We start from the raw sequence: 25,541 nt of genomic DNA, 5'->3' as shown, positions 1-25,541 counted from the left end.
GGCGAACGAAAGGCGCTGCGGGCGCTCAGCGCGCCCCGCAGGCCTTGCACAGCTGCAGCGCCAGCCGCTGCAGCGCCTGCCAGCCATCGGTGGGCCAGTCGGGCGCCTTGAGGCCCTTGACGATGCCGTCCACCGTGTGCGCGGACTGCAGCAGCCGGGCCGCGGCGGCATCGGAAAAACGCGGCGCGATGCGCTCGAACAGGCGCTCCTTGGGGCCCCAGATGCGGTTTTCGCGCAGGGCGATGGGCAGGGGCTTGCCGGCGTTGAGCGCGTCCTTCACGCGCTTCAAGGCGCGGATGTCCTCGGCCAGCGCCCAGTGCACCAGCACTTCGGCCTCGCCCTCGGCCTGCAGGCCATCGAGCATGCGCTGCACCCGGGCCACCTGGCCCGAGAGCACCGCCTCGGAGAGCTTGAACACGTCGTAGCGCGCCACGTTGAGCACCGCCGCCTCGACCTGGGCCCACGACAGCTCGCCGGGCGGATGCAGCAGCGCGAGCTTGGCGATCTCCTGGTGCGCGGCAAGCAGGTTGCCTTCCACGCGGTCGGCGAAGAACTGCAGCGTGCGCTGGCCCTCGTCGCCGCCGGCCACGCGCTGGCCCTGCAGCGACAGGCGCTGGGCGATCCACTGCGGCAGCGCGGCGCGCTCCACCGGGTCGATCTGCACCGAGATGCCCCGGCCGTCCAGCGCGCTGAACCAGCCCCCGGTGCGGGTGGCCTTGTCCAGGCGCGGCAGCAGCACCAGGGTGAGCGTGCTGTCGTTGCCCTGCGCGGCCTCGGCGATCTGCTGCAGCGCCGCGCCGCCGTCCTTGCCGGGCTTGCCCGAGGGGATGCGGATCTCCACGATCTGCTTGTCGGCGAAGAGCGAGAGCGAGCCGCCGGCCGCCAGCACGGCGCTCCAGTCGAAGTGCGCGCCGGCCACGGTGTGGCTGCTGCGCTCGGTGTAGCCCTGGGCCCGCGCCGCCGCGCGGATGGCGTCGGCCGCCTCCTGCTGCAGGAGCGGTTCGTCGCCATGCAAGGTGTAGAGCGACCGCACGCCCTTTTGCAGGTGCGCGGCGAGTTGGTTCAGAGCGACTTGCATGGGAGCGGCCAGGGCAGGATCTTTGAATGAAACAGGCCGCATGCCCTAGGAAAACATGCGGTCGCAGCTATCAAATCAATAGCAATCGGAGTGCCGACCATCAAACCGGGCGCGCCGCGGCGAGCCGGCGCAGCAGCTGCTGCACGAGGTCGGTCTGCATGTTGCGGTACAGCAGCGCTTCTTCGGCCTCCTTGGCGAGCGCGATGCTTTCGTTGTAGCTCACGTCGCGCTGCTGGAGCAGCTCGGTGTCGGGGATCAGCTCCGCGCCCTGCTGGTTGCGCAGGCGAAAGTGGATGCGCAGGCGCAACTGCAACTCGCGCACCTGGCCCGAGGCGTTGTAGCCCACCACCACGCGCTCGCGCTGCTCGGACAGCAGCTCGAAAATGGCGTCGGCCGTGGTCTTTTGCGTGGGATCGCGCAGCACCGTGAGGTTGCCGCCCGCGCCCTGCAGCGTGCGCTGCAGCTCGCGCGCCAGGGGCGAGCCGCCGCCCGCCTCCACGTAGAGCGAGCGGAACTGGAACTCGGGCGCGCGGCGCAGGTGAAAGCCGCAGGCGGCCAGGGGCGCGACGGCCAGCAGCGACAGGAGGGTGCGTTTTTGCATTGTCAGATGACCACGTTGACCAGGCGGCCCGGCACGACCACGATCTTCTTGGGCGTGGCGCCGTCCGCCTGCTTGACGAAAGCCTCGCTCGCGAGGGCGGCGCGCTCGATCTCGGCCTTGTCGGCCGAGGCGGGCACGCGGATGGAGCCGCGCAGCTTGCCGTTGACCTGCAGCATCAGCTCCAGCTCGTCCTGCACCAGCGCATCGGCATCGGCCTGGGGCCATGGCGCATCGAGCAGGTCGCCCCACGTCTTGTTCAACGCTAATTCACACCACAGGTTGTGGGCAATATGAGGGGTTACAGGATAAATAACCCGCAAAAGAATTGAAAAAGACTCGTGAGCGACGGCTGAAACTTCAAGCTGGGTCTGGTCGTCATCACCTTTTTGCCAAAGGTCACTCTGCCGTGCAACTAAATTAAGAATTTTCATACAACCACTAACCACCGTGTTGTAACTCATGCGGCTGTAGTCATAGTCGATCTGTTGCAGCAAAAGGTGAACTTGGCGGCGGTAATCCTTCGCTCGACTAACTGTCAGGTTGTGCACGACTCCTTCAAGTGCGCTGCTTTCACTTTTAAAAAATTTGTTTGTCTTTGCGTTGAAAGCAATTGAATCCCAAAGGCGATTTAGAAACCTATTTGCCCCCTCTACTGCGGACTCGTTCCACTCAAGAGTCTGCTCAGGCGGCGCAGCGAACATCACGAATAGGCGCGCGGTGTCGGCGCCGTAGCGCTCGATCAGGTCCTGCGGATCGACGCCGTTGTTCTTGGACTTGGACATGGTGCCCACGCCCTCGTAGTCGATGGCGGTGCCCGCGGGCAGGCTGCCGACGGCGTTCTTGAGCTTCGCGCCCACGATCTTGCCGCCCTCGTCCACCACGTGCTCGACGTCGTGCGGCCAGAAATACTCCTTGCCGCCCTGCTCGGTGCGGCGCGAGTAGATGTGGTTGAGCACCATGCCCTGCGTGAGCAGCTTGGTGAAGGGCTCGTCGATCTTCACCAGGCCCACGGGCTCGGAATCTCCGGGGCCCTCCACCCGGATATCGCGCATCACCTTGGTCCAGAAGCGCGCATACAGCAGGTGCAGGATGGCGTGTTCGATGCCGCCGATGTACTGGTCCATCGGCATCCAGTAGTCGGCACCCTCGGCCACCATGGCCTCGCTGTTCTTCGGGTCGCAATACCGCATGAAGTACCACGAGCTGTCCACGAACGTGTCCATGGTGTCGGTCTCGCGGCGCGCGGCCTTGCCGCAGACCGGGCAGGTCACGCCGGCGTGGAAGCCTTCGTGGTGGTGCAGCGGATTGCCCGAGCCGTCCGGCACGCAGTCGGTGGGCAGCACCACCGGCAGGTCCTTCTCGGGCACGGGCACGGCGCCGTGCTCGTCGCAGTGGATGATGGGGATCGGCGTGCCCCAGTAGCGCTGGCGCGAGACGCCCCAGTCGCGCAGGCGCCAGGTCTTTTTGGTCTCGCCCAGTCCCTTTTGCGCGAGCGCATGCGCCACGGCCTGCACGGCCTCGGGGTAGGACAGGCCGCTGAAGCTGTCGGAGTTGACGGTGACGCCGCGCTGCTTGTCGCCGTACCAGTCCTGCCAGTGGTGGTAGTCGAAGGTCTCGCCATCGACCAGCACCACCTGCTTGATGTCGATGCCGTACTTGAGCGCGAAGGCGAAGTCGCGCTCGTCGTGCGCGGGCACGCCCATCACCGCGCCGTCGCCATAGCCCATGAGCACGTAGTTCCCGATCCACACGGGCACTTCCTCGCCGGTGATCGGGTGCGTGACCACCAGCCCGGTGGGCAAGCCCTTCTTTTCCTGCGTGGCCAGTTCGGCCTCGGTGGTGCCGCCGCTCTTGCACTCCTCGATGAAGGCGGCGATGGCCGGATTGCCCTGCGCCGCGCGCGCGGCCAGCGGGTGCTCGGGCGCCACGGCGCAGAAGGTCACGCCCATGATGGTGTCGGCGCGCGTGGTGAAGACGTACATGCGCCCGTCGCCGATCAGCGTGCCGTCCGCCGCGCGGATGTCGTGCGGGAAGGCGAAGCGCACGCCCTCGCTCTTGCCGATCCAGTTCTCCTGCATGAGCTTGACGCGCTCAGGCCACCCGGGCAGCTGGTCGCCGGTGACGAAGCCCAGCAGCTCTTCGGCGTAGTCGGTGATCTTGAGGTAGTAGCCCGGGATCTCGCGCTTTTCCACCGTGGCACCGGTGCGCCAGCCCTTGCCGTCGATCACCTGCTCGTTGGCCAGCACGGTCTGGTCCACCGGGTCCCAGTTGACGACCTGGGTCTTGCGGTAGGCGATGCCCTTTTCCAGCATCTTGAGGAACAGCCACTGGTTCCAGCGGTAGTAGCTCGGGTCGCAGGTGGCGACCTCGCGCGACCAGTCGATGGCCAGGCCCATCGCCTGCATCTGCTTTTTCATGTACGCGATGTTGTCGTACGTCCACTGCGCGGGCGGCACGCCGTTCTTGAGCGCCGCGTTCTCGGCCGGCAGGCCGAAGGCGTCCCAGCCCATCGGCATCAGCACGTTCATGCCCTTCATGCGCAGCTGGCGCGCGAGCATGTCGTTGATGGTGTAGTTGCGCACGTGGCCCATGTGCAGCTTGCCGCTGGGGTAGGGCAGCATGGAGCAGGCGTAGAACTTCTTCCGGTCCGCATCCTCGGTCACGCGGTAGGCATCGGTGGCCGTCCAGTGGCCCTGCGCGGCGCGCTCGACCTCGGTGTGGTTGTATTTGTCTTGCATGGGTTGGCGGGGCCGCGGCGGTGCGGCCAGGAAAGAAAGTGAGCGGGGTGTCAGCCGGGGATTTTAGGCGCGATGCCGGCCGCGGGCGGCGCGAAGCGTTACACGGAGCGCGGTCCCGGCTGGCGCAGGGCCCGGCCGGTCAGCGGGCAGCGGCGGGAGAGGCTGGAGCTGTGGAAGGGGCGGCCGGCGCGGCCGGGTCCGCCACGAAGCCGATGCGCCGCAGGCCCGCGGCATTGGCCGCCCCCATCACCTCGACCACCCGGCCATACGGCACGGCGGTGTCGGCGCGCAACTGCACCTCGGTGTCGGGCTGCTCCCTGGCCAGCTGCGCAAGGCGCGCGGCCAGCGCCTGCGGGGCGAGCGGCACGTCGTCCAGGTAGGCCTGGCCCTCCTTGTCGAGCACCACGGTGACCGACTGCGGGGGCGCGCCGGGCGTGGCGCCGTCAGCGCGCGGCAGGTCCAGCCGGATCGAGCTGGCCAGCAGCGGTGCGGTCAGAATGAAGATGACCACCAGCACCAGCATCACGTCCACCAGCGGCGTCATGTTGATGTCGCTCATGGGCTGCGGCCCGGTGGTGCGTTCGAGTCGGCCGAATGCCATGGCGCGTGCGGGGCGGGAGTCCGTCGCCGGTCAGTCGTTCGCCGCGCCGGGCGGGGCGATGCCGGATTCGTCCAGCACCAGCTCGCGCAGGTCGCGCGCGAAGCCTTCCAGGTCGGCCTCGGTGCGGCCGATGAAGCGGCCGAACACGTTGTAGGCCAGCACGGCGGGAATGGCCACGGTGAGGCCGGCAGCGGTCATGACCAGCGCCTCGCCCACGGGGCCTGCCACGCGGTCGATGGTGATCTGCCCGGCCCCGGCCATGGCGGTGAGCGCATGGTAGATGCCCCACACGGTGCCAAGCAGGCCCACGAACGGTGCGGTGGAGCCCACGGTGGCCAGCAGCACCTGCCCGAACTGCAGCCGGCCCAGCACCCCGTGCAGCGCATCGCGCAGGCCGCGCGTCAGTTGCTGGGACAGGCTGCCGCGCGCGGCCAGCGTGGCGGGGGCCTGGTTGGCGCCGGCCACGGCGCTGGCCGCCTGCACCAGCGGCATCACCAGGCCATCGCGGTCGAAGGCGGGCAGGCGCTCGGCCGCCAGGGCGATCGACGGGGCCTGCCAGAAGGCGGCGATGGCGCGGGCCGCATCACGGCGGGCACGGCGCATCAGCAGGGCCTTCCAGACGATCACGACCCAGCTGGCGACCGACATGGCCAGCAGCAGCAGCGCGCTGATCTGGGTGACCGCGTCGCCCTGACGCCACCAGTGCAGGCCGTCCATCGCGTGCGCGCCGGCCGTCAGGCGGCGTTCAGGCCCAGCACGTCGAACATGTCGAACAGGCCGGTCTGGTGCGCGGCGAGGAATCGCACGGCGCGCAGGCTGCCCTGGGCATAGGTCGTGCGGCTGGCGGATTTGTGGGTGATCTCGATGCGCTCGCCGGTGCCGGCGAACAGCACGGTGTGGTCGCCCACGATGTCGCCGCCGCGGATGGCGGAAAAGCCGATGCTCGACGGATCGCGCTCGCCCGTGATGCCCTCGCGGGCATAGACGGCGCAGTCCTTGAGATCGCGCCCCAGGGCCTGGGCGATGACCTCGCCCATCTTGAGCGCGGTGCCCGAGGGCGCATCCACCTTGTGGCGGTGGTGGGACTCGATGATCTCGATGTCGTAGCCCGTGGACATGGCCTTGGCGGCCAGCTCCAGCAGCTTGAGCGTGACGTTCACGCCCACGCTCATGTTGGGCGACAGCAGGATGGCGGTGCGCGCGCTGGCGGCGGCGATCTCGGCCTTTTGCGCGTCGGACAGGCCCGTGGTGCCGATCACCATCTTGACGCCCGTCTCGGCGCACACCGCCAGGTGGGCCATGGTGCCCTCGGGGCGGGTGAAGTCGATCAGCACGTCGGCGTGGCGCAGGCCTTCGCGCACGTCGGCCGTGATGGCCACGCCGCTGGCATGGCCCAGGAAGGCGGTGGCGTCGGAGCCGATGGCGGGGCTGGCCGCCACGTCGAGCGCGCCGGCCAGCACGCATTCGCCGCCGGTGTCGCGGATGGCTTCGATCAGCATGCGCCCCATGCGGCCGGACGCCCCGGCGACGGCCACGCGGCAAGGGGTGGAGGAGGATGCGTTCGGGGAAGTGGTGGCGGTCATGGAAAGATCAGCGGCTAAGCCGCAGGGCCGGTGCGCACCAGGCCCTGGCCGGCGGAAATCAGCGGGTCGACGATTCCAGCGGCGGGTAGCTGGACGGCGGCGTGGGCACGGGCGAATCGGCAGGTTCGGGCAGCGTGGCCGGCTTGGGGAGCTTGGCCAGCTGGGCCTCGGTCGCCTCCAGCACCGGCACCTTGTTCTTCGGGGTGCGCGTGCCCAGGGTGGCGACGAACTCGGCCTCGGTGGGCATCTCGTCGCCCTCGGCGCGCTCGAACACGTCGCCGTTGAAGAAAACGGTCAGCTTGCGCGACTGCACCTCGACGCCGGGGCGTTTGAGGGTGAAGACGTATTCCCAGCGGTCGGCGTGGAACAGGCTGGTCACCAGCGGCGTGCCGAGGATTTCCTTGACCTGCTGGCGCCCCATGCCGGGCTTGAGCGCCTCGACCTGCTCGCGGGAGACGAAGTTGCCTTGAACCACGTCCACCTTGTAGGGAGTGACCAGGCTGGCGACGCGGTTGCTGGCGCTGTCGAAGCTGCCGCAGGCCGTCAAGCTGGCGCCGATCAACAGGGTCAGGGCCCAACGGGCGCTGCAGCGGGCGGAAACGGACATGGAGTTAGGCATAGGCGATATGATCCGACCCATTGTAGCGGCAGCTTCTCCCGGGCTTTGGCACGCTGGTTTGGTACACGGAAACCCCTGTCATGACGAACATCGACGAACTCAAGAGCACCGGCCTGAAGGCGACCCTGCCGCGCCTGAAGATCCTCGAGATCTTCCAGAAGGGCGCGCAGCGCCACATGACCGCAGAAGACGTGTTCCGCGTGCTGCTGCAGGAGCGCTCGGACATCGGCCTGGCCACGGTGTACCGCGTGCTCACGCAATTCGAGCAGGCGGGCATCCTGAACCGCAGCAACTTCGAAAGCGGCAAGGCGGTGTACGAGCTCAACGAGGGCCAGCACCACGACCACTTCATCTGCACGGTCTGCGGCAAGGTCGAGGAGTTCTACGACCCCGAGATCGAAAAGCGCCAGCAGCTGGTGGCCAAGTCGAAGGGCTGGGTGGTGCAGGACCACTCGATGGCGCTGTACGGCCAGTGCGCCACCTGCGCCAAGCTGGCCACCACGCAGCACCGCTGAGCAGCGGGCGCGTGCCGCCCGGCGGGCCCGGGACGCGGCGCGATGGTCAGGAGCCGTCGCGCTCCATGGCGCGGCGGTGCCGCTCCACGAATTCCTGGTAGGTGTCGATCCCGCGCAGGTTCAGGATGGTGTTGCGCACGGCCGCCTCGACCAGCACGGCGATGTTGCGGCCCGCCACCACCTGGATCACCACCTTGAGCACCGGCACGCCCAGCACGTCCTGCGTGAGGGGCTCATAGGGCATGCGTTCGTAGTCGCGCTCCAGCGTTTCCTTGCGCACCAGGTGCACGATGAGCTTGAGCCGCATTTTGCGCCGCACGGCGGTCTCGCCGAAGATCGCGCGGATGTCCAGCAGGCCGATACCGCGCACTTCCAGCAGGTTCTGCAGCAGGTCGGGGCACTTGCCTTCGATGGTGGTCTGGTTGATGCGGAACAGGTCCACCGCGTCGTCGGCCACCAGGCCGTTGCCGCGCGAGATCAGCTCCAGGCCCAGCTCGCTCTTGCCCAGGCCCGATTCGCCGGTGATCAACACGCCCAGGCCCAGGATGTCCATGAACACGCCGTGCATGGTGGTGCGGTCGGCGAAGTGCTTGGACAGGTAGGCGCGCAGCACGTCGATGACGAAAGCCGACGACTCGTGCGTGGAGAACATCGGGATTTGAGCGCGCTCGCACATGGACAGCAGCGCATCGGGCGCGACCTGGCTGTCGGCCAGCACCAGCACGGGCGGCTCCAGCGTGACGATGCGGGCGATGCGGCGCTTGCAGTCCTCGGGCGTCGCGTTGGTGAGGTAGGCGGTTTCGCGCTCGCCCAGAATCTGCACCCGGTAGGGGTGGATGTAGTTGAGGTAGCCCACCAGGTCGGCGCCGGAGCGCGCGGAGCGCACGGCCACCTCGTCGAAGCGCCGCTCGGAGGCCCCGAGGCCGGCGACCCATTCCCACTTCAGCGGGCCGCGGAACTCCTCGAACAGGACATCGGCGCTGACGACGTTGGGTTTCACGGAAGGTTCAGCGTTCGCGGCGGCGGAGTCAGGCGGTGGCCTGGGCGGACTGCCAGCCGGCGATCAGACCGTGCAGCTCGGCGGCATCGGTGCTGCCCTTGATGCGCTCGCGCAGCGAGCCGTCGCTCAGCAGCTCGGCGATCTCGGACAGGATCTCCAGGTGCTTTTGCGTAGCCGCCTCGGGCACCAGCAGGAAGATCAGGAGCCCGACGGGCTGCTCGTCCGGCGCATCGAAACCGATCGGGTGGGCCAACTGGAAGACGGCGGCCATCGGCGCCTTCAGGCCCTTGATGCGGCCATGCGGGATGGCGACACCGTGGCCCAGCCCCGTGGAGCCCAGCCGCTCGCGGGCGAAGAGGCTGTCGGTGATGAGGGCGCGCGACAGGCCGTGCTGGCTCTCGAACAACAACCCTGCCTCTTCGAAAGCGCGCTTTTTGCTGGTGGCGTCGACGCTCACGAGCACTTGAGCGGCAGGCAGGATGGAGGCAAGACGGTTCATGGTGAAGGGTTGCGATTATGCACCCCCTAGCATAAACCCTGAGCACTTTGAGGGGGGCATAAAAAAACCGCCCCTGAGGGCGGCGTGGCGAAGGGCCTGGCTGCTCAGGCCCCGGCACCAATCAGGCCACCAGCTCCCGCTTGATGGCGCCATGGTGGTGGTTCTGGATGCGGTCCTTGTGGCGGACCACCTGGCGGTCCAGCTTTTCCACCAGGTCGTTCACGGCCACGTACAAGTCGGAATGGGAACTCTCGGCGAACAGATCACTGCCTTTCACATGCACGTTGCATTCCGCGCGCTGGCGTTTTTCCTTCTCCTTTTGCTTCTCGACGGTGAGCAGCACCTTGACGTCGACCACCTGGTCGAAATGCTTGCTGATGATGTCCAGCTTTTCCGTCACATGGGCGCGCAATGCGGGAGTTACTTCGAGGTGGTGACCGCTGATCGTCAGGTTCATAAAACTGGCCTCCTGGGCTTGCGTTGAAGAAGCGCCGTCCTCAAAGGTCTGATGGAAGGACGGCCCGGCGAAAGGTCAACTCATGCATGTGTTGGATTCACTATGCGCCCGCCCCCGGGCAATTGCAAACGCATACCGAAGTCGGCTGTCGGGTCTTGCCCTCCCAGGTGCCAAGGGCCGAAAAACGGCGCAAAATAGCCTGGCTTTGCTCCGCGGCACACAGCGCAGACGCCTTCGCGGGGCACACCGCCGGCACGGCGCCCTGCCGACGCAGTGGCCCGCCGTCCGCTGCGGTTCCGGCCCACGCCCCTCCCTCCCGACCGCCCTGCACCGGCCATCCCGGCACGCGCCCTAAAATCGCGGGCTGGCCGGCCCTGCCGCCGAAAGCCGCGGCTTTCCCGTTCGCAATCGCTTCACCCACCATGACCCTGCCCCTTTCCTCCGCACTGCACACCTCCGCCCTCACGTCCCTGCCGCTGCTCGCGCGCGGCAAGGTGCGCGACAACTACGCCGTGGGCGACGACCGCATCCTGATGGTGGCCAGCGACCGCCTCTCGGCCTTCGACGTGATCATGGGCGAGCCGATTCCGGGCAAGGGCGAGCTGCTCACGCAGATGGCGCTGTTCTGGTTCGACAAACTGGGCCACCTGTGCCCCAACCACCTGACGGGGGACGATCCCGAGAGCGTGGTGACGCCGGACGAGGCCCCCCAGGTGCGGGGCCGCTCGATGCTGGTGCAGCGCCTGCAGCCGATCCCCGTGGAGGCGGTGGTGCGCGGCTACCTGGCCGGCAGCGGCTGGAAGGAATACCAGGAATCGCGCGCCGTGTGCGGCGTGCAGCTGCCCGAGGGCCTGACCAACGCGGCCAAGCTGCCGCAGCCCATCTACACCCCGGCCGCCAAGGCCGCGATGGGCGAGCACGACGAGAACATCACCTTCGAGCGCACGGTGGAGATGATCGGCATCGAGCTGGCCACGAAGATCCGCGACCTCAGCATCGCCATCTACCAGGAGGCCGCGGCCATCGCGCTGGAAAAGGGCATGATCATTGCCGACACCAAGTTCGAGTTCGGCCTGGCGCCCGACGGCACGCTGGTGCTGATGGACGAGGTGCTCACGCCCGACAGCTCGCGCTACTGGCCCGTGGAAGGCTACGAAAGCGCTCTGGCCGCCGGCGAGAATCCACCCAGCTACGACAAGCAGTTCGTGCGCGACTGGCTGGAGCAGACGCAGATCAACGGCAAGCCCTGGAACAAGACCGCGCCCGCCCCGCGCCTGCCGCGCGAGGTGGTCGAGAAGACCGCCGCCAAGTACCGCGAGGCGCTTGAGCGCCTGGTGGGCTGAACGGCCCTCTGCCGCGCGCGCCAGGGGGCGCAGCGGCATCCCGGCGGCCCGTGCGGCCGCCTCATTCCAGCTCGATGGCCTCCAGCCGCAGCAGCACGCGCGCCTCTTCGCCGAACAGCAGCAGTTGCCGCCCTTCCTGGCGGTAGGTCCGGACTTCGCCCAGCGCATGCAGAAAACGACCCTCCAGGGTGGCCGTCTGCAGGCACAGCTGCAGGGTCGTGTTGATCTGCATCATCCGCAGGCGCACGCCATCGACCACGTAGCTCGCCAGAAAGCGGTTGCAGCCCCCTGCCCCGCGCGCTTGTTCCCCTTCGCTGTCCAGCACCAGATGCGGCTCGGGCGCTCCAGCGGGGGCCGGCGGCACGGCCGTGTCATCGATTTCCACCAATCGCCAGTAGGTCTGTCGCAGCGGCACCTCGGCCTGCACGGTCGCCTTGTCCAAAGGCAGGCGGTGCAGCTCGACATCCACGCGCCGATAGGCCGGGTCCGGCGGCAACGGATGGGTGCCATCGGAGGCGAAGCGCACGTAGCCTTGCAGGGACAGTGAGGCGCGAACCCGGTAGCGGCCCGGCAGCAGCGGCTGCGTGAGCGCGGACCGGAAAGGAATCCGCAACTGGTACGGCGGCGGCCCCGGCAGCTCGATGCGCTGGCGCCCGAGCACCGTGGGCGGCGCATCGGGCCGCGAGACGTCGAGCAGCGCCGCCTCAAACACGGCCGGCTCGTCGGGCGGCACGTAAAGGCGCTCACGCGAGAACACCGTGCCGATGACCATGGCATCGGGCGAGGGCGATGTGGCGCAGCCCGCCAGGGCGAGAACCAGCACCGAGGCCAAGGCCAGCGCCGCCGCACGGGCCCGTTCAGCGCCCATGGACCGGGCGGCTTCGGTGGCTGGGGCGCCGGTCAGCTCAGCACCACGCTGGACAGGCGGCGGCGGTAGGTGGCGACCGTCGGGTCTTCCGGCGGGATCTGACCCTCGGCCACCTTCACCCGGGGCGGCTCGATGATCTCGAGCACGGCCACGTAGGTCTTGCGCGCGGCCTCGTCGCTCCAGGCCTTGTCGCGCATGAGGATTTCCAGCAGTTCGTCCATGGCCTCGGTCCAGCGCTGGTGCGCGATGAACCAGCGCGCACGGCCGAAGCGGGCGTCGAAATCGCGGCGGTTGGCCGCGATCCTGGCATCGAAATCGGCCAATGCCGACGGGCCGTTTGCCTCCCTGGCCACGAAATCGATCGCATCCATCCAGGCCTTGAGCGCACCCAGCTTGCGCGATGCCGGGGCCTTGGCGATCACTGGAGCGAAGGCGACCTTGGCGTCGTCCTCGCGGCCCAGCTGCAGCAGCAGCTTCACGTAGTCGAAGCGGGCGTCGTCGTTGGCGGGGTCGGTGGCGACGGCGTGCTGCAGCTTTTCCAGCGCGGTGTCGGTGTCGCCGTCGGCCAGCGCGTCCTGCGCCAGTTCCTCCTCCTGCTCGGCCAGGGCCGCCTCGGCGGTGGGCACGTGCTTGTCGAGGAAGGCCCGCACCTGGCCCTCGGGCTGGGCGCCCATGAAGCCATCGACGGGCTGGCCGTTCATCAGCAGCACGCAGGTGGGAATGCTGCGGATGCCGAACATGCCGGCGATCTGCTGCTCCTGGTCGGAGTCGATCTTCACGAGCTTGAAGCAGCCCTCGTACTCGGTCTCCAGCTTCTCCAGGATGGGCCCGAGCGACTTGCACGGGCCGCACCAGGGCGCCCAGAAGTCCACCAGCACGGGCACGTCCATCGAGGCGGCGATGACTTCGGTTTCAAAATTTTCTACGGTGACGTCGATCATGTGTTCAGGCCCGGTGGGTGCGCTCGGCACACAAAAAGTAAAATCGCGGGTTCCACTTCGGCGGGCGGCCGGTTCGGCCAGCGCCCCACTCACATGAAACCCATCCAGATCGGTGTGGTCATGGGCTCCAGCAGCGACTGGGAGACCATGCAGCACGCAGTGCAGATTCTCCAGCAATTCGGCATCGCCCACGAAGCCCGCGTGGTCTCGGCCCACCGCATGCCGGACGACATGTTCGCCTATGCCGAGGCAGCGGCCGGCGCGGGGCTCAAGGCCATCATCGCCGGTGCGGGGGGCGCGGCCCACCTGCCGGGCATGATCGCCGCCAAGACCACGGTGCCGGTGCTCGGCGTGCCGGTGGCCAGCCGCCACCTGCAGGGCGTCGATTCGCTGCACAGCATCGTGCAGATGCCCAAGGGCATTCCGGTGGCGACGTTCGCCATCGGCACGGCGGGTGCGGCCAATGCGGCGCTGTTCGCCGTGGCCCTGCTGGCCACCGAGGACCCCGCATTGCGCGAGCGGCTCGAGGCCTTCCGCGCCGAGCAGACCGCCGCGGCGCGCGCCATGGCCCTGCCGCCGGTGTCCGCATGAGCGCGCAGCCGAGGCCCCCGCTGCTGCCCGGCAGCACGCTCGGCGTGGTGGGCGGCGGCCAGCTCGGCCGCATGTTCGTGCACGCGGCGCAGGCCATGGGCTACTTCACGGCCGTGCTGGATGCCGACGCCGACAGCCCCGCCGGCCGGGTGAGCCACCACCACGTCCGCACCGCCTACGAGGACCCGGACGGCCTCGCCCGGCTGGCCGGCCTGTGCGATGCCATCACGACCGAATTCGAGAACGTGCCGGCCCAGGCGCTGCGCACGCTGGGCGCCGAGCGCCCGGTGGCGCCGGCCGCGAGCGCTGTGGCCATTGCACAGGACCGCGCCCAGGAGAAGGCCCATTTCGTGCGCTGCGGCGTGCCCTGCGCGCCCTACGCGGTGATCGAAACCGCCGCCGATCTGGCGGCCGTGGCGCCCGATCTTCTGCCCGGCATCCTGAAGACGGCGCGCATGGGCTACGACGGCAAGGGCCAGTCCCGCGTGAAGACGCCGGACGAACTCGCCGCCGCGTGGCAGGCCATGGGCGGCGTGCCCTGCGTGCTGGAAAAGATGCTGCCTTTGGCCCTCGAATGCTCGGTGATCGTGGCGCGCGGCGCCGACGGCACCTGCGTGCACCTGCCCGTGCAGCGCAACCTGCACCGGGACGGCATTCTGGCGGTCACCGAGGTTTACGAGGGTAATGTGCCTCATGCCCTAGTGGAACATGCCGTCAATGCTTCCAAATCGATAGCAAACGGCCTGGACTACGTGGGCGTGCTGTGCGTGGAGTTCTTCGTGCTCGACGGCGGCGAGCTGGTGGTCAACGAGATCGCCCCGCGCCCGCACAACAGCGGCCACTACAGCCAGAACGCATGCGACGTCTCGCAGTTCGAGCTGCAGGTGCGCGCCATGGCCGGCCTGCCACTCACGCAGCCGCGCCAGCACAGCCCCGCCGTCATGCTCAACCTGCTGGGCGACCTGTGGTTCACGCACGGCCCGCACGCCCGCACGCCCGCCTGGGACGCGGTGCTGGCGCTGCCGGGCACGCACCTGCACCTGTACGGCAAGGCCGACGCCAAGCCCGGCCGCAAGATGGGCCACCTGAACGTGACGGCCCCGACCGCCGAGGCCGCGCGCGCCACGGCGCTGCAGGCGGCGGCGCTGCTGGGCATCGAAGCCTTCTGAACCCGGGCCCGCACACGACATGATCCTCGACGGCCAACGCCCCGAATCCATCGCCGCCGCCGCGCGCGCCCTGCGCACGGGCGCGCTGCTGGGCCTGCCCACCGAGACGGTGTACGGCCTGGCCGCCGACGCGGCCAGCGATGCCGCCGTGGCGCAGATCTTCGCCGCCAAGGGCCGGCCGAGCGACCATCCGCTGATCGTGCACGTGGCCGATGCCGGCGGCATTGCCCACTTCGCCAGCGAAGTGCCGGCGTTCGCGCAGGCGCTGGTCGATGCGTTCTGGCCCGGCCCGCTCACCCTCATCCTGCCGCGCCGGCCCGGCGTGGCCACCGCCGCCACGGGCGGCCAGGACAGCGTGGGCCTGCGCTGCCCCGCCCACCCCGTCGCCCAGGCCGTGCTGCGCGCCGGCGCATCGGACGACCCGGCGCTGGAGGGCCGCCCCGTGTGGGGCGTGGCCGCGCCCAGCGCCAACCGTTTCGGCCGCGTGAGCCCCACCACCGCCCTGCACGTGCAGGACGAGCTGGGCGAGGCGCTGCTGGTGCTGGACGGCGGGCCCTGCGGCGTGGGCATCGAATCGACCATCGTCGATTGCACGCGCGGCGTGCCGGTGCTGCTGCGGCCCGGCGCCATCACCCGCACGCAGATCGCCCAGGCGTGCGGCCTGGCGCCGCTGTCGAAGGAGGACCTGCCCGCGCACACCCCGCGCGCGTCGGGCACGCTGGAGGCCCATTACGCCCCGGCCGCCAAGGTGCGGCTGATGGAGGCCAAGGCGCTGCAGACCGGGCTGGACCTGCTGGGCGCCGATGCCGCGCACCTGGCCGTCTACGCGCGCACCCCGCTGCGCTCGCGCTCGGCCAAAGTGCAGGTGCGGCGCATGCCCGACGATGCCACGGCCACCGCCCAGCAGCTCTTTGCCGTGCTGCGCGCCTTCGACGACGACGGCGTCAAGCTGATCTGGATCGAAACCCCGCCCGCCACCCCCGACTGGGAGGGCGTGCGCGACCGCCTACAGCGCGCCGCGGCGGCATAGGGCAGGGTCCGGGAGGCCCATTGCACGCCCTGTTGCAGGCCACCGCGCGCCAGTCGTTAAACTCTCGCCACATTTTCTGGAGAAAAAACCCATGGCAGCAAATTGGATGCGCCGCACCCTCGTGGTCGCCGCTTGTGCAACGGCCACGTTGCTCGCGGCTTGCGGTTCGAGCACAACCGAGTCGGCCATCACGCCCGACCGGTTCATCACGTTCGGTGACGGCTTCACCGACATCGGCCAGAACGGGGCCCGCTACACGGTCAACGACGGCAGCATCAACAACTGGGCCCAGCAGATCGCCAACAACTACGGCAAGAGCTTCACCGCCGCCGCAGCGGGCGGCACGGGCTACGCGCAGGGCAATGCCCGCGTGACGGCCACCACCGACGCCGCCGGCCGGACCACCACCCCGTCCGTCACCCAGCAGATCGACACCTTCCTGTCCAAGGGCGGCTTCGCCGAGAACGACCTGGTGCTGATCAACGGCGGCATCAGCGACGTGATCGCCGGCATGGCCGCGGTGAACGCGGGCACGCAGACCAGCGCGCAGTTCCTCACCAACGCGGCCACGGCCGGCAAGGAACTGGCCGCGCAGGTGCGCCGCCTGTCCAACGCCGGCGCCAAGCACGTGGTGGTGACCGGCACCTACGACCTGGGCAAGAGCCCCTGGGCCGTGGGCATCAACCAGACCACGCTGCTGAGCAACGCCAGCACGCAGTTCAACCAGGCCCTGCTGGTGAACATCGAAGACCTGGGCACCACGGTGCTGTACGTCGATCTGGCCTACTACGGCAACGTGTTCGTGGGCTCTCCTTCGGGCTACGGCTTCACCGACAAGGACAACGCCGTCTGCACCTCGGTGGACCCGAACAACGGCATCGGCATCGGCGCAGGCCAGGTCAACTCGCTGCTGTGCAACGCCTCCACGCTGCTGACCGGCGCCGCCCAGGACAAGTACGTGTTCGCCGACCGCGTTTACTTCACGCCTTCGGCCCAGCGCCAGTTCGGCACCTACGCGTACGACCGCCTGCGCGCTCGCTGGTAAGCGCCTTGCAGCCCACGCGAAAAAGCCGACCCTCGGGTCGGCTTTTTTGATGGTGCCGCGGGCTCCGTGCGGCACGGGGCCCGGCGGGGGGCCTCAGAACCGGTAGCCGATCCCGACCGCGAACACGTTGGGGTTGAGCTTGATGTCGATGTTCTGCCCGCTCGACAGGCGCGTGGTGGTCTTCAGGGCGCTCTTGTAGTAGGCCGCGTCCAGGAACCAGCGCTCGTTGAACTGCCATACGAAGCCGACCTGCGCGGTGACGCCCCACTTGTCGTCGATCGACGCGGTGGTGGGATTGGTCGGCGTGCCGCCTGTCAGTCCGTTCAGCGTGGCGGTGGTGCGCTCCTTGAAGAACTTGGCGTAGGTCACGCCCAGCCCGACATACGGCCGGAAGGCCGCGTTGGCCTCCTGGAAACGGTATTGCGCGAACACGGTGGCGGGCACCACCTTGGTCTCGCCCACCTTGCCCACGCCGCCGATGGCGCCGTCACCGTAGAACGAGTGCTTGAACGGCAGGCCGATGGGCACGTCCACCGCCCAGTGGTCGGTCAACATGTAGTTCAGGCCGCCGGTCAGCGCCGTGGCGGAATGCACGTCCACGCGGGTGCCGGGAAAGCTCGGCGCGCTCAGGTTGCCGCTTTTGACTTGGGGCGAGATTTGGGTCACGCCGGCGCGCAGGCTCAACGTGCCGGCGACTTGTGCGCTGGCCGTGCCGCAGACGGCGGCCGCGGCGATCGCCACGCAGGCCCAGGAAAATGGCTTCATGAAAACTCCTCGAAGGGGATGGGGCCTGGGCAATCAGAGCCAGCCGGCGGTGGACAGGGAACGCGACACCAGTTGGGCGACCAGTTGGTGGCCGTACGGCGTGGGGTGGAAGCTGTCGGCAAAACCGTAGGACTTCCACCAGTCGGCACCGCCCGTGGCGCCTGCAGGGGGCGTGCGGGCCGACAGGGCGGCCGACGTGCAGGTCGGGAAGGAGTAGGTCGGCAGGCCATCGCTGCCCACGCCGGTGGCCGGGCAGGCAGCGGTCGAGACGTTGGTCAGCTGGTACTGGGCCGGGTTGGTGGCCTGGTCCTTGAACGAGCTGTAGAAGTCCACCAGGGCCAGGCGGCTGTCGGTCCCCAGGCTGGTGGCCAGGCGGGCGTTGTAGGCCTGGATCCAGCCGTCGAACAGGGCTTCGGCCTGGGCGGCGGCGGCCGCGCCGTTGGCGGCCGCGATGGAAGCCACCACCAGGCGGAACCGCGGGGTGAGGGTGATGCCCGGGGCGTTGAGCACCGCGACGCGCTTGGCGCCCTTGTCCAGCGTGTTGGTTTTGATGGTGGCCGCGAAACGCGTGGCCAGCGTCTGCATGTACAGCCCGCCCACCTGCGCCATGCCGGTCGCGCCGCCGGCCAGGGCGGTGTTCACGGTGTTGGCGTCCAGCAGCGTGCCCAGCACGGCGCGGTAGGTGGCGCCGCCGTCGCTCGAGGCGCGCAGGTAGGCGCCGATCAGGTCGGCCGCGTCGTTGGCGCCGCCGTCGATCAGCACCAGGTCGGCGTCGGTGAATCCGGCGGCGCCTGCATCCTGGATCTGCTTGGTGATGGAGACCGGCGAGGTGGGCGCCGTGAAGTTATTGATGCGCCCGCCGCCCACGGCGTAGTTGGTGCATTCCGCACGCGTGCCGAACGTGGTGCCGGTCGACTGGTAGTGCGCGCACAGCGTCTGCCCGTAGCTCGTGGCGACGCGCTCGGGCCAGACGGAACTGGAGCCGGCGCCCGTGGCCGCCGTGCCCTGCACGGTGAACTTGAAGCCGAACGTGCCGCTGTCGGCCAGGCTGTCGCCCATGACCTTCACGGACTTCACGCTCACGGCGGGCGTCGTGTCCGAGCCGCCGCCCCCGCAGGCCGCCAGCAAAGCGGCTGCCGCCAATGCCGTCACCGCCCAGGAAGCTCTGTTTTTAGTGGTTTTTGAGATCAAGGTGTTCTCCGTCAGGTTGAAAATAGCACGGTCGTGCGTTTTACTGGGGCCCATCGTAAACCTGCACCGTCCGGGGCCAGCACAGGGGAACTACCGATAGCCGCGCCGCGCAGGCGCCCGTCCAGAGCGCCTCAGCGGTCATGGGCCACCCAATCGACCAGGGCCTCGATGGCCGGGCGCGCCGCGGCCGCGTTCGGGTGGTTGGCGATGGCCACCATCACGTAGCGGCGGCCGCTGGCGGCGTGCACGAAGCCGGCCATGGCCGAGACGTCGCGCAGGCTGCCGGTCTTGAGGTGGGCCGCGCCCACCGACCGTCCCTGGGCCCGGCGCAGGGTGCCGTCCACGCCGGTGATCGGCAGCGACGACACCAGCTCGGGCATGACAGGCGAGAGCCATGCCGCCTGCAGCATGCGCGCCAGGGCCTGGGCGCTGATGCGCGCCTCGCGGCTCAGGCCCGCGCCGTTGTCCAGCACGGGCGCCTCCGTGCCGGGAAAGCGCTGGCGCCACCACTGTCCGACCACGGTGCGCGCACCGTCGAAGGTGCCGCGGCCATTCTTTTGCAGCGCCAGCGTGAGGAACACCTGCTGCGTCATCACGTTGTTGCTGTACTTGTTGATGTCGCGCACCACCTCGGCCAGCGCGGGCGAGGACGTGCTGAAGGCCGGGGCCAGGCCGGCGGGCACCCGCCCGTCGCGCACGCTGCCGGTGAGCTTGCCGCCCAGGTCGCGCCACATGCCTTCGATGGCGCGCGCCGCGTAGCCGGCGGGATCGGCCGGCGCCACCGCCCAGGTGCGCTCGCCGCAGGCCGCCGGGTACACACCCTGGAAGGCGATGCGGGCGGGGTCGGCCAGCTCGGCCTTGAGGGCCGTGCGCCAGTCGCCGCACTCCGCGCCCGCCGCCGCGAGCGGCACGGTGGCGGGCCACTGCACGCCGGCCAGCGGCGGCTCGTACTGCACGCGCGCCAGCCCGGCCGGGCCATCGGGCACGAAGGTCATGGCGATCGACTTGTAGTTGACCAGCAGCGCGTCCGGCGCGGCGTTGTAGGGGCGCAGGGGCTCGCCGTCGAAGCGCGCGGCATCGTGGTCGGGCACGTCGAAGGCGCTGCGGTCCAGCACGATGTCGCCGACGATCACCTGGATGCCCTGCGCCTGCAGGCGCCGCATCAGCAGCCACAGGCGCTCCACCACGAGCTTGGGGTCGCCCTGCCCCTTGATGTACACGTTGCCCTGCAGGCTGCCCGACCGGGGGCGGGCGTCCAGGTACACCGGCGTGTCCCAGGTGAAGGCCGGCCCCAGCTGGTCCAGCGCGGCATAGGTGGTGACCAGCTTCATGACCGAGGCGGGATTGACCGGCACCTGCGCGCGGTAGGCGAGCCGGGGCGCCTGCCGGCCCTCCGCATCCACCACCAGCACCGACAGGGCCTCGCGCGGCAGCTTGGCGCGCTGCAGGGCGGCCTCGACTGCGGGCGGCAGGGCGGCGGCCTCGGGCGTGGCGGGAGACTGGGCCAGGGCCGGCAGCGCCGCCCCCGCGAATGCCACGAGCGTGGCCGCGCGCACGGCCAGACGCCGGCGCCATGAAAAGACTTGCAACATGGCGGACGAGTCTAGCGATGCACGCCGGCGGCGCCCCCCTGGCGCGCTGCCGGCGGCTGAGGATCGGCCTTCGTCCTACAAATCGATGCGCTTGCGGGGAGGGCCAGCGGCCTGCGGGTTCACCCTAGGATGGCCTCCATCTTGAAGTCCCGGCCTCCGGGAAGAAAGGCAACTGTGAGCATTTGGTACAAATTGGCTCTCGGCAATGACCAGGACGCGTTCGAGCCCGCGCGCCAGATCCAGCAGATCTTCATGGCGAAGTTCCTGATGACGCCTCCCGGCTCGGGACGCGCCCTTTTCTCCAGCTACGACCTCGCCAGCGACAACCTCTGGCTGTATTTTTCGCCCGCGGCGCGCGACATCGCCACCCGTGTGGCCGCCCAGCCCTGCGACAAGCCCGCCCCCGACGCCCCCCTGGGCCTGCTGGCCGGCGAGGGCGACGCCCTGGCCCAGCCGGCGGCGCTGGAAGCCGCGGCCGCCTGACGCCGGCACCGCGCGCAGGGGTTGCGCGCGGCGGGACGGCAGCCGCCGGCCGGGGCGCCGATAATGCGCACCGGCTCTCCAGCACCGGGTGCGGCGCACGGCTGCGGTTTCGCAGACCCGGCGCTTCGGGCGGGCCATCCACCCTCACCCCATGAACCTGCTCGCCTTCGACACCAGTACCGACACCCTGTCCATCGCCGTACAGCGCGCCGATGCGACCTGGGAGCACAGCGGGCCCGGCGGCGCGCAGGCATCTGCCACGCTGCTGCCGGCGATCCGGGCGTTGCTGGCCGAGGCCGGCCTGTCGTTCGACACGCTGGATGCCGTGGTCTTCGGGCGCGGCCCGGGCTCGTTCACCGGCCTGCGCACGGCGTGCTCGGTGGCGCAGGGACTGGCTTTCGGTGCGCGCGGCGGTGCGGGCGTGCCCGTGCTGCCGATCGACACCCTGCTGGCCATGGCCGAGGCGGCCCGCCATGCCCACGGCTGCACGCGCGTGGTGGCGGTGCTCGACGCCCGCATGGACGAGGTCTACACCGCGCTCTTCGAATTCCAGGCCGACGGCACCTGGCGCGGGGGCGACGATTTCGGCCTGTGCGCGCCGCAGTCCGTGGCCGTGCCGCCCGGCTACACCGTGGCCGGCAATGCCCGCGCGGCCCATGGCGAGCGGCTCGCACCCGACGCCCCCCACGTGTTCGCCCTGCCGACCGCCCTCGCCCTGCTGCACCTGGCTCCCGCGCGCATCGCTGCGGGGGGCGCGCAACCGGCCAGCGAAGCCCTGCCGCTGTACGTGCGCGATAAAGTGGCGCAAACCACGGCGGAGCGCCTGGCGGCCAGGCAGGCGGCCGCAGCCGCCCTGCCTCCCATTCTGAGTGCCCCATGAGCGCCGTTCCCCACCCCCCCGAAGAAGCCCGGTTCGAGCCGCTCACGCTCGCGCGGCTGGATGCGCTGCTGGCGATCGAACAGGTCGCCTACACGCACCCCTGGACGCGCGGCAACTTCATCGATGCCATGGCGGCCGGCTACGAAACCCAGCTGCTGATGGCCGGCGATGAACTGATCGGCTACTTCGTGGCCATGAAAGGCGTGGACGAAGTGCACCTGCTCAACCTGACCGTGGCACCCGCCCACCAGCGCCAGGGCTGGGCCCGGCTGCTGCTGGATGCGCTGGCCCTGTGGGCGCGCGGCTGCAACGCGCAATGGCTGTGGCTGGAAGTGCGCGTGAGCAATGCGCGGGCACGGTCGATCTACGAAGCCCGGGGCTTTCGCTTCGTGGGCGAACGCAAGCGCTACTACCCCGCCCACGGCGGCGAACGCGAGGATGCCGTCGTGATGAGCCTGCCACTATGAGCCTGGACCTGGACGCACGCCAGCGCGCCATGCTGGCCGAGATGGGCATCACCGTGTGGGCGCCGGCAGCCGCCCCCCCGGCCGTGCCGGAGCCCGTCGTGGCCGCGGCCCCGGCGGCCGAATCCGTTGGAGCTCCCCCCTCCTCCGCCGTGCCGGCCGCGCCCCGGATGGCGCCGGCGCCGCAGGCCTCGGCCCCTGCCGTGGCCCGCCCGGCCTCGGTGCCTGCGCCCGCAGCGTTGCCCCCGACGCGCGACGAGGCCGCGGGCACCGCCGCGGCCCTGCAGGCGCCGCAGCCGCTGTACCCGCTGGCCGACCCGTCGGCCACGCCGGTGGACCTGGGTGCCGGCTGGCTGGTGCTGGCCGAAAGTGCCACGCCCGACGCCCCGCTCACCGGCGACGCCGGCAAGCTGCTGGACAACATGCTGCGCGCCATGCGCCTGCACCGCCATCCCCGGGTGTTCTTCGCCGCCGTGCAGCGCACCGGCGCCGTGGGCCCCGGCGATGCCGGCATCGCGCACGCGCTGCACGAGGCGCTGGCCACCCTGCGCCCGTCGATGGTGCTGGTGCTCGGCCTGGGTGCGGCCCGCGCCGTGCTGGAGAGCCGCGAACCCCTGGGCCGGCTGCGCGCCGGCCTGCACGCCCTGCCCGGCGGCACGCCGGCCATCGTCACCTACGACCCGGCCTACCTGCTGCGCGCCCCCGAGGCCAAGGCCGCCGCCTGGGCCGACCTGTGCCGCGCCCTCGCCACGGTGCGGGCGGCGGGCAACCCGGCGCCCGAGGCGGACTGACGGAAAACAAAGCCTTCCCGGCACTGCGCGCACGGACTGCCAGGCCCCGCCGGGCCTCGGCGGGTGTCATGGGATTGACGCAGCGCAATGCCATAATCCGCGGCTTGCATTTTTGGAGATTCCTCCGTGGAAACCTACCCCAGTTGGTAGCTTTCAGCTCCCGGCCTGCCGAGGGTTGAAAGCCGCCCCATCCCTCGCAGAAAAGCCCATCACACACCGGGAGTGAGCCCACATGCTCAACATTTTCACGCTCGCCAACGGCCGGCTCGTCCAGGAAGAAATCGAATCCCTGGAAGAGCTGGCGCAGTTCCAGCCGATCTGGGTCGACCTGGAGTCGCCCACCCTCGAAGAAAAGCGCTGGGTCAAGCAGCACTACGGCCTCTTCATCCCTGAAGACGCCATGGACGAGGACATCGAGGAATCCGCCCGCTTCTATGAAGAAGACAACGGCGAGCTGCACATCCGCAGCGACTTTCTCATCGACGACGAAGACGACCCGCGCTCGGTGCGCGTGGCCTTCATCCTGAACCTCGTCAACGACACGCTCAAGAGCAAGGGCGTGCTCTTTTCCATCCACGACGAAGACGTGCCGGTCTTCCGCCTGCTGCGCATGCGCGCGCGCCGGGCGCCGGGCCTGATCGAGGATGCGAAGGAGGTGCTGCTCAAGCTCTTCGACGCCGACGCCGAATACTCCGCCGACACGCTCGAAGGCATCTACGACGACCTGAAGAAGGTCAGCGTGCAGGTCCTGGCCGGCGACGTGACCGACGCCCGCGCCGGCGAGGTGCTGGCCGCCATCGCCCGCCAGGAGGACCTGAACGGCCGCATCCGCCGCAACGTGATGGACACGCGCCGCGCCGTGAGCTTCATGATGCGCAGCAAGATGCTCAACGCCGAGCAGTTCGAGGAGGCGCGCCAGATCCTGCGCGACATCGAATCGCTCGATAACCACACGGCGTTCCTGTTCGACAAGATCAACTTCCTGATGGACGCCACGGTCGGCTTCATCAACATCAACCAGAACAAGATCATCAAGATCTTCTCGGTCGCCAGCGTCGCCTTGCTGCCGCCGACGCTGATCGCCAGCGTCTACGGCATGAACTTCAAGTTCATGCCCGAGCTGGACTGGTCGCTGGGCTACCCCTATGCGCTGGCGCTGATGGTGGCCAGCGCCCTGGGCCCCATGTGGTACTTCCGAAAGCGCGGCTGGTTGAAGTGACCCCCCCTGAGCCGCTGCGCGGCTTCCCCCCAGGGGGACGACGCCAGTGGCCCGGCGGAGCCGGTTCCACGGCGTCTGCTGGACTGAAGACGCGCGATGCTGATAGGCGTTGACTGTGCTGCGTCGAATTGGCCTTAAGCACAATAAACACTAAGGCATGCAGCTACTATTTTCATAGCATCAAGCAACCCTATATTGCGTTTCATGAAGGACGATGCTAAGTGACCTAAGGAAGGTCTGCATAAATCGCCCCACGACATGCTTGGCATGGAGATGAAGCCCTGAGACGATACGTCACATGAAGCAGCACAGCCTGGGCTTGGGAATGACGGCGAAGCGAACGCGGCGGCGGGAATTCCTGGATGAGATGGAGAAGGTCGTACCGTGGGCCGAACTGGTGGCCCTGGTGTCGCCGTACCTACCCGAAGGCAAGCGGGGGCGTCCTCCGTTCCCGTGCGAGACCATGTTGTGTATCCATTTCATGCAGCAGTGGTTCGCGCTGAGCGACCCGGCGATGGAAGAAGCGCTGCACGACATGCCGGTATTCCGCGAGTTCGCGGGCCTGGAAGGCTGGGACGAGCGGCTGCCCGACGAGAGCACGATCCTTCGGTTCCGGCATGTGCTGGAGAAGCACAAATTGGCTGCGCAAATCCTGCAGACCATCAACGATCTGCTCAGCGCCAAGAGCGTGATGCTCAAGAGCGGCACGGTGGTGGATGCCACGGCTTTGTTGCACAAAGCGATGCAGCTCGCTGGTAGTCTGACCAGATGAGTGAAGGCAAGAAGATGCGGACCCGCTACCGCACGACAAACTGGGCACAGTACAACGCGGCATTGAAGGCCCGTGGATCGCTGACGATGTGGCTGGATAGGGGGATGCAGTGGCTGGCTGAGCCCAAAGGCAAACGCGGTCGCAACCAAACGTTCTCGGATGCCGCGATCCAGTTCTGTCTGAGCATCAAGTGCCTGTTTGGTCAGCCCCTTCGCCAAGCGCTTGGCATGGTCCAAAGCCTGCTCAAGCTGGCTGGGGTGAACTGGCCGGTCCCTGACTTCAGCACGGTCTGTCGGCGCCAAAAGGATCTGCAAGTCCAACTGAACTACCAGCCGAGGAGCTCACCGCTGCACCTGCTGGTGGACAGCACAGGCATTAAGTTCCTGGGAGAAGGTGAATGCAAGCGCAAAAGGCACGGGGCCGAATACCGGCGCGAATGGCGTAAGGTTCATTTGGGCATCGATGCTCAGACACTGGAGATCCGGGCCATCGAGGTCACCAGCAACGCCATTGGAGATGCGCCCATGCTGCCGCAGTTGCTGGCGCAAATGACCAAGATGCACTGCTTCAAGCGCTTGGGCGAGCGGGTCATGGCACGAACGTTTGAGCGTCAGGTGGTTGAGCTGCATGTCCGAGTTGCGCTGCTGAACCGGTTCAGCCAGCTTGGACGGCCTGAAACCGTCGCGGTGGCGGCTGTGGCATGAGT

Annotated in this window: 28 protein-coding genes and 1 pseudogene; 14 read left to right on the top strand and 15 right to left on the bottom strand. The window is 68.9% G+C overall.

The annotated features are described in order from the left end of the window. Positions 1-25: 25 nt before the first annotated feature. The 7 genes from holA to M5C96_RS01600 form a co-directional block, all read right to left on the bottom strand. On the bottom strand, positions 26-1,078 hold the full coding sequence (gene holA / locus M5C96_RS01630) for a DNA polymerase III subunit delta (RefSeq protein WP_272566756.1): 1,053 nt from the start codon (positions 1,076-1,078) through the stop codon (positions 26-28). 100 nt (positions 1,079-1,178) lie between these two features. Then, positions 1,179-1,679 (bottom strand): LPS-assembly lipoprotein LptE, encoded by a 501-nt coding sequence (locus M5C96_RS01625; protein ID WP_272566755.1) that lies wholly within the window; start codon positions 1,677-1,679, stop codon positions 1,179-1,181. Positions 1,680-1,681: 2 nt separating this feature from the next. Next, on the bottom strand, positions 1,682-4,417 hold the full coding sequence (leuS, locus tag M5C96_RS01620) for a leucine--tRNA ligase (protein WP_272566754.1): 2,736 nt from the start codon (positions 4,415-4,417) through the stop codon (positions 1,682-1,684). A 139-nt stretch (positions 4,418-4,556) separates the two neighbouring features. After that, positions 4,557-5,018, bottom strand: coding sequence for an ExbD/TolR family protein (locus tag M5C96_RS01615; RefSeq protein ID WP_272566752.1), 462 nt, complete (start codon positions 5,016-5,018; stop codon positions 4,557-4,559). Positions 5,019-5,048: 30 nt separating this feature from the next. After that, positions 5,049-5,735, bottom strand: a complete 687-nt coding sequence (locus M5C96_RS01610) for a MotA/TolQ/ExbB proton channel family protein (RefSeq protein WP_272566751.1) — start codon at positions 5,733-5,735, stop codon at positions 5,049-5,051. Between the two features lie 17 nt (positions 5,736-5,752). Continuing rightward, positions 5,753-6,601: a 4-hydroxy-tetrahydrodipicolinate reductase gene (dapB, locus tag M5C96_RS01605; RefSeq protein ID WP_272566750.1), complete on the bottom strand. Its 849-nt coding sequence runs from the start codon at positions 6,599-6,601 to the stop codon at positions 5,753-5,755. Positions 6,602-6,659: 58 nt separating this feature from the next. Next, positions 6,660-7,208 (bottom strand): outer membrane protein assembly factor BamE, encoded by a 549-nt coding sequence (locus M5C96_RS01600; protein ID WP_272566749.1) that lies wholly within the window; start codon positions 7,206-7,208, stop codon positions 6,660-6,662. A gap of 92 nt (positions 7,209-7,300) precedes the next feature. Here M5C96_RS01600 and fur point away from each other — a divergent pair, with 92 nt between their 5' ends. Continuing rightward, positions 7,301-7,735, top strand: coding sequence for a ferric iron uptake transcriptional regulator (gene fur, locus M5C96_RS01595; RefSeq protein ID WP_272566748.1), 435 nt, complete (start codon positions 7,301-7,303; stop codon positions 7,733-7,735). A 46-nt stretch (positions 7,736-7,781) separates the two neighbouring features. Here the strand turns inward: fur and hprK are convergent, their stop codons facing one another. From hprK to hpf, 3 genes are all read right to left on the bottom strand, one after another. Then, complete coding sequence (gene hprK / locus M5C96_RS01590) at positions 7,782-8,735, bottom strand: HPr(Ser) kinase/phosphatase (protein WP_272566747.1); 954 nt, start codon at positions 8,733-8,735, stop codon at positions 7,782-7,784. Between the two features lie 28 nt (positions 8,736-8,763). Beyond that, positions 8,764-9,234 carry a PTS sugar transporter subunit IIA gene (locus M5C96_RS01585; RefSeq protein WP_272550568.1) on the bottom strand — a complete coding sequence of 157 codons (471 nt, stop codon included), beginning with the start codon at positions 9,232-9,234 and terminating at the stop codon, positions 8,764-8,766. 121 nt (positions 9,235-9,355) lie between these two features. Then, the gene (gene hpf / locus M5C96_RS01580; RefSeq protein WP_272566746.1) at positions 9,356-9,691 is read right to left on the bottom strand and encodes a ribosome hibernation-promoting factor, HPF/YfiA family; all 336 of its coding nucleotides are present in this window, start codon (positions 9,689-9,691) and stop codon (positions 9,356-9,358) included. 422 nt (positions 9,692-10,113) lie between these two features. On the opposite strand from hpf, the gene M5C96_RS01575 reads away from it, so the two are divergent. Beyond that, positions 10,114-11,034 (top strand): phosphoribosylaminoimidazolesuccinocarboxamide synthase, encoded by a 921-nt coding sequence (locus tag M5C96_RS01575; RefSeq protein ID WP_272566745.1) that lies wholly within the window; start codon positions 10,114-10,116, stop codon positions 11,032-11,034. 61 nt (positions 11,035-11,095) lie between these two features. Here M5C96_RS01575 and M5C96_RS01570 read toward each other — a convergent pair whose 3' ends face one another. Continuing rightward, a complete protein-coding gene (locus M5C96_RS01570) occupies positions 11,096-11,902 on the bottom strand; it encodes an META domain-containing protein (RefSeq protein WP_272566744.1) in 807 nt (268 codons plus the stop codon). Between the two features lie 32 nt (positions 11,903-11,934). Next, entirely contained in the window at positions 11,935-12,843 is a 909-nt protein-coding gene (trxA, locus tag M5C96_RS01565) for a thioredoxin (RefSeq protein ID WP_272566743.1), read from the bottom strand. Positions 12,844-12,936: 93 nt separating this feature from the next. Between trxA and purE the strand changes: the two genes are divergently transcribed. From purE to M5C96_RS01545, 4 genes are all read left to right on the top strand, one after another. Further along, positions 12,937-13,434, top strand: coding sequence for a 5-(carboxyamino)imidazole ribonucleotide mutase (gene purE / locus M5C96_RS01560; RefSeq protein ID WP_272566742.1), 498 nt, complete (start codon positions 12,937-12,939; stop codon positions 13,432-13,434). Beyond that, complete coding sequence (locus M5C96_RS01555; RefSeq protein WP_272566740.1) at positions 13,431-14,603, top strand: 5-(carboxyamino)imidazole ribonucleotide synthase; 1,173 nt, start codon at positions 13,431-13,433, stop codon at positions 14,601-14,603. Before purE ends, M5C96_RS01555 begins: the two co-directional genes overlap by 4 nt. Positions 14,604-14,622: 19 nt before the next feature. Then, positions 14,623-15,633 carry an L-threonylcarbamoyladenylate synthase gene (locus M5C96_RS01550; protein ID WP_272566739.1) on the top strand — a complete coding sequence of 337 codons (1,011 nt, stop codon included), beginning with the start codon at positions 14,623-14,625 and terminating at the stop codon, positions 15,631-15,633. A 91-nt stretch (positions 15,634-15,724) separates the two neighbouring features. Beyond that, the gene (locus M5C96_RS01545; RefSeq protein ID WP_272566738.1) at positions 15,725-16,678 is read left to right on the top strand and encodes an SGNH/GDSL hydrolase family protein; all 954 of its coding nucleotides are present in this window, start codon (positions 15,725-15,727) and stop codon (positions 16,676-16,678) included. A gap of 93 nt (positions 16,679-16,771) precedes the next feature. Here the strand turns inward: M5C96_RS01545 and M5C96_RS01540 are convergent, their stop codons facing one another. Together M5C96_RS01540 and M5C96_RS01535 are read right to left on the bottom strand one after the other, a co-directional pair. Then, entirely contained in the window at positions 16,772-17,443 is a 672-nt protein-coding gene (locus M5C96_RS01540; RefSeq protein ID WP_272566737.1) for an OmpW/AlkL family protein, read from the bottom strand. 33 nt (positions 17,444-17,476) lie between these two features. Continuing rightward, the gene (locus M5C96_RS01535) at positions 17,477-18,526 is read right to left on the bottom strand and encodes an SGNH/GDSL hydrolase family protein (protein ID WP_272566736.1); all 1,050 of its coding nucleotides are present in this window, start codon (positions 18,524-18,526) and stop codon (positions 17,477-17,479) included. On the opposite strand from M5C96_RS01535, the gene M5C96_RS01530 reads away from it, so the two are divergent. Then, positions 18,501-18,734, top strand: coding sequence for a hypothetical protein (locus M5C96_RS01530; protein ID WP_272566735.1), 234 nt, complete (start codon positions 18,501-18,503; stop codon positions 18,732-18,734). The two genes, M5C96_RS01535 and M5C96_RS01530, sit on opposite strands and share 26 nt — an antisense overlap. Before the next feature lie 31 nt (positions 18,735-18,765). Here the strand turns inward: M5C96_RS01530 and dacB are convergent, their stop codons facing one another. Next, entirely contained in the window at positions 18,766-20,226 is a 1,461-nt protein-coding gene (gene dacB, locus M5C96_RS01525) for a D-alanyl-D-alanine carboxypeptidase/D-alanyl-D-alanine endopeptidase (protein ID WP_272566734.1), read from the bottom strand. Between the two features lie 174 nt (positions 20,227-20,400). On the opposite strand from dacB, the gene M5C96_RS01520 reads away from it, so the two are divergent. The 7 genes and pseudogenes from M5C96_RS01520 to M5C96_RS01490 all read left to right on the top strand — a co-directional run bounded on the left by M5C96_RS01520 (position 20,401) and on the right by M5C96_RS01490 (position 25,539). After that, entirely contained in the window at positions 20,401-20,709 is a 309-nt protein-coding gene (locus M5C96_RS01520; protein ID WP_272566733.1) for a hypothetical protein, read from the top strand. Positions 20,710-20,860: 151 nt separating this feature from the next. After that, complete coding sequence (gene tsaB, locus M5C96_RS01515) at positions 20,861-21,589, top strand: tRNA (adenosine(37)-N6)-threonylcarbamoyltransferase complex dimerization subunit type 1 TsaB (protein WP_272566732.1); 729 nt, start codon at positions 20,861-20,863, stop codon at positions 21,587-21,589. Next, positions 21,586-22,056, top strand: coding sequence for a ribosomal protein S18-alanine N-acetyltransferase (gene rimI / locus M5C96_RS01510; protein ID WP_272566730.1), 471 nt, complete (start codon positions 21,586-21,588; stop codon positions 22,054-22,056). Before tsaB ends, rimI begins: the two co-directional genes overlap by 4 nt. Beyond that, positions 22,053-22,844: a uracil-DNA glycosylase family protein gene (locus tag M5C96_RS01505; protein ID WP_272566729.1), complete on the top strand. Its 792-nt coding sequence runs from the start codon at positions 22,053-22,055 to the stop codon at positions 22,842-22,844. The genes rimI and M5C96_RS01505 overlap by 4 nt, the downstream gene beginning before the upstream one ends. A 232-nt stretch (positions 22,845-23,076) precedes the next feature. Then, the gene (corA, locus tag M5C96_RS01500) at positions 23,077-24,063 is read left to right on the top strand and encodes a magnesium/cobalt transporter CorA (protein ID WP_092742874.1); all 987 of its coding nucleotides are present in this window, start codon (positions 23,077-23,079) and stop codon (positions 24,061-24,063) included. Positions 24,064-24,361: 298 nt separating this feature from the next. After that, positions 24,362-24,793: pseudogene (locus tag M5C96_RS01495) on the top strand (transposase); the annotation flags it as partial. A 38-nt stretch (positions 24,794-24,831) separates the two neighbouring features. Further along, on the top strand, positions 24,832-25,539 hold the full coding sequence (locus tag M5C96_RS01490; protein WP_272563731.1) for an IS5 family transposase: 708 nt from the start codon (positions 24,832-24,834) through the stop codon (positions 25,537-25,539). Positions 25,540-25,541 lie beyond the last annotated feature (2 nt).

Source organism: Acidovorax sp. GBBC 1281 (assembly GCF_028473645.1).
Lineage (GTDB): Bacteria > Pseudomonadota > Gammaproteobacteria > Burkholderiales > Burkholderiaceae_C > Paracidovorax.
This window is presented reverse-complemented; position numbering and strand designations above follow the sequence as displayed.

Bases quoted from the DNA above. Each gene is read 5' to 3' on its own strand.
- tsaB (WP_272566732.1), top strand. From the start codon at position 20,861: ATGAACCTGCTCGCCTTCGACACCAGTACCGACACCCTGTCCATCGCC.
- M5C96_RS01585 (WP_272550568.1), bottom strand. From the start codon at position 9,234: ATGAACCGTCTTGCCTCCATCCTGCCTGCCGCTCAAGTGCTCGTGAGC.
- M5C96_RS01575 (WP_272566745.1), top strand. From the start codon at position 10,114: ATGACCCTGCCCCTTTCCTCCGCACTGCACACCTCCGCCCTCACGTCC.
- M5C96_RS01615 (WP_272566752.1), bottom strand. From the start codon at position 5,018: ATGGCATTCGGCCGACTCGAACGCACCACCGGGCCGCAGCCCATGAGC.
- M5C96_RS01555 (WP_272566740.1), top strand. From the start codon at position 13,431: ATGAGCGCGCAGCCGAGGCCCCCGCTGCTGCCCGGCAGCACGCTCGGC.
- M5C96_RS01530 (WP_272566735.1), top strand. From the start codon at position 18,501: ATGACCTTCACGGACTTCACGCTCACGGCGGGCGTCGTGTCCGAGCCG.
- M5C96_RS01540 (WP_272566737.1), bottom strand. From the start codon at position 17,443: ATGAAGCCATTTTCCTGGGCCTGCGTGGCGATCGCCGCGGCCGCCGTC.
- leuS (WP_272566754.1), bottom strand. From the start codon at position 4,417: ATGCAAGACAAATACAACCACACCGAGGTCGAGCGCGCCGCGCAGGGC.
- M5C96_RS01610 (WP_272566751.1), bottom strand. From the start codon at position 5,735: ATGGACGGCCTGCACTGGTGGCGTCAGGGCGACGCGGTCACCCAGATC.
- M5C96_RS01490 (WP_272563731.1), top strand. From the start codon at position 24,832: ATGAGTGAAGGCAAGAAGATGCGGACCCGCTACCGCACGACAAACTGG.
- dacB (WP_272566734.1), bottom strand. From the start codon at position 20,226: ATGTTGCAAGTCTTTTCATGGCGCCGGCGTCTGGCCGTGCGCGCGGCC.
- trxA (WP_272566743.1), bottom strand. From the start codon at position 12,843: ATGATCGACGTCACCGTAGAAAATTTTGAAACCGAAGTCATCGCCGCC.
- rimI (WP_272566730.1), top strand. From the start codon at position 21,586: ATGAGCGCCGTTCCCCACCCCCCCGAAGAAGCCCGGTTCGAGCCGCTC.
- purE (WP_272566742.1), top strand. From the start codon at position 12,937: ATGAAACCCATCCAGATCGGTGTGGTCATGGGCTCCAGCAGCGACTGG.
- M5C96_RS01545 (WP_272566738.1), top strand. From the start codon at position 15,725: ATGGCAGCAAATTGGATGCGCCGCACCCTCGTGGTCGCCGCTTGTGCA.
- M5C96_RS01505 (WP_272566729.1), top strand. From the start codon at position 22,053: ATGAGCCTGGACCTGGACGCACGCCAGCGCGCCATGCTGGCCGAGATG.
- holA (WP_272566756.1), bottom strand. From the start codon at position 1,078: ATGCAAGTCGCTCTGAACCAACTCGCCGCGCACCTGCAAAAGGGCGTG.
- M5C96_RS01570 (WP_272566744.1), bottom strand. From the start codon at position 11,902: ATGGGCGCTGAACGGGCCCGTGCGGCGGCGCTGGCCTTGGCCTCGGTG.
- M5C96_RS01550 (WP_272566739.1), top strand. From the start codon at position 14,623: ATGATCCTCGACGGCCAACGCCCCGAATCCATCGCCGCCGCCGCGCGC.
- fur (WP_272566748.1), top strand. From the start codon at position 7,301: ATGACGAACATCGACGAACTCAAGAGCACCGGCCTGAAGGCGACCCTG.
- M5C96_RS01600 (WP_272566749.1), bottom strand. From the start codon at position 7,208: ATGTCCGTTTCCGCCCGCTGCAGCGCCCGTTGGGCCCTGACCCTGTTG.
- M5C96_RS01625 (WP_272566755.1), bottom strand. From the start codon at position 1,679: ATGCAAAAACGCACCCTCCTGTCGCTGCTGGCCGTCGCGCCCCTGGCC.
- dapB (WP_272566750.1), bottom strand. From the start codon at position 6,601: ATGACCGCCACCACTTCCCCGAACGCATCCTCCTCCACCCCTTGCCGC.
- corA (WP_092742874.1), top strand. From the start codon at position 23,077: ATGCTCAACATTTTCACGCTCGCCAACGGCCGGCTCGTCCAGGAAGAA.
- hpf (WP_272566746.1), bottom strand. From the start codon at position 9,691: ATGAACCTGACGATCAGCGGTCACCACCTCGAAGTAACTCCCGCATTG.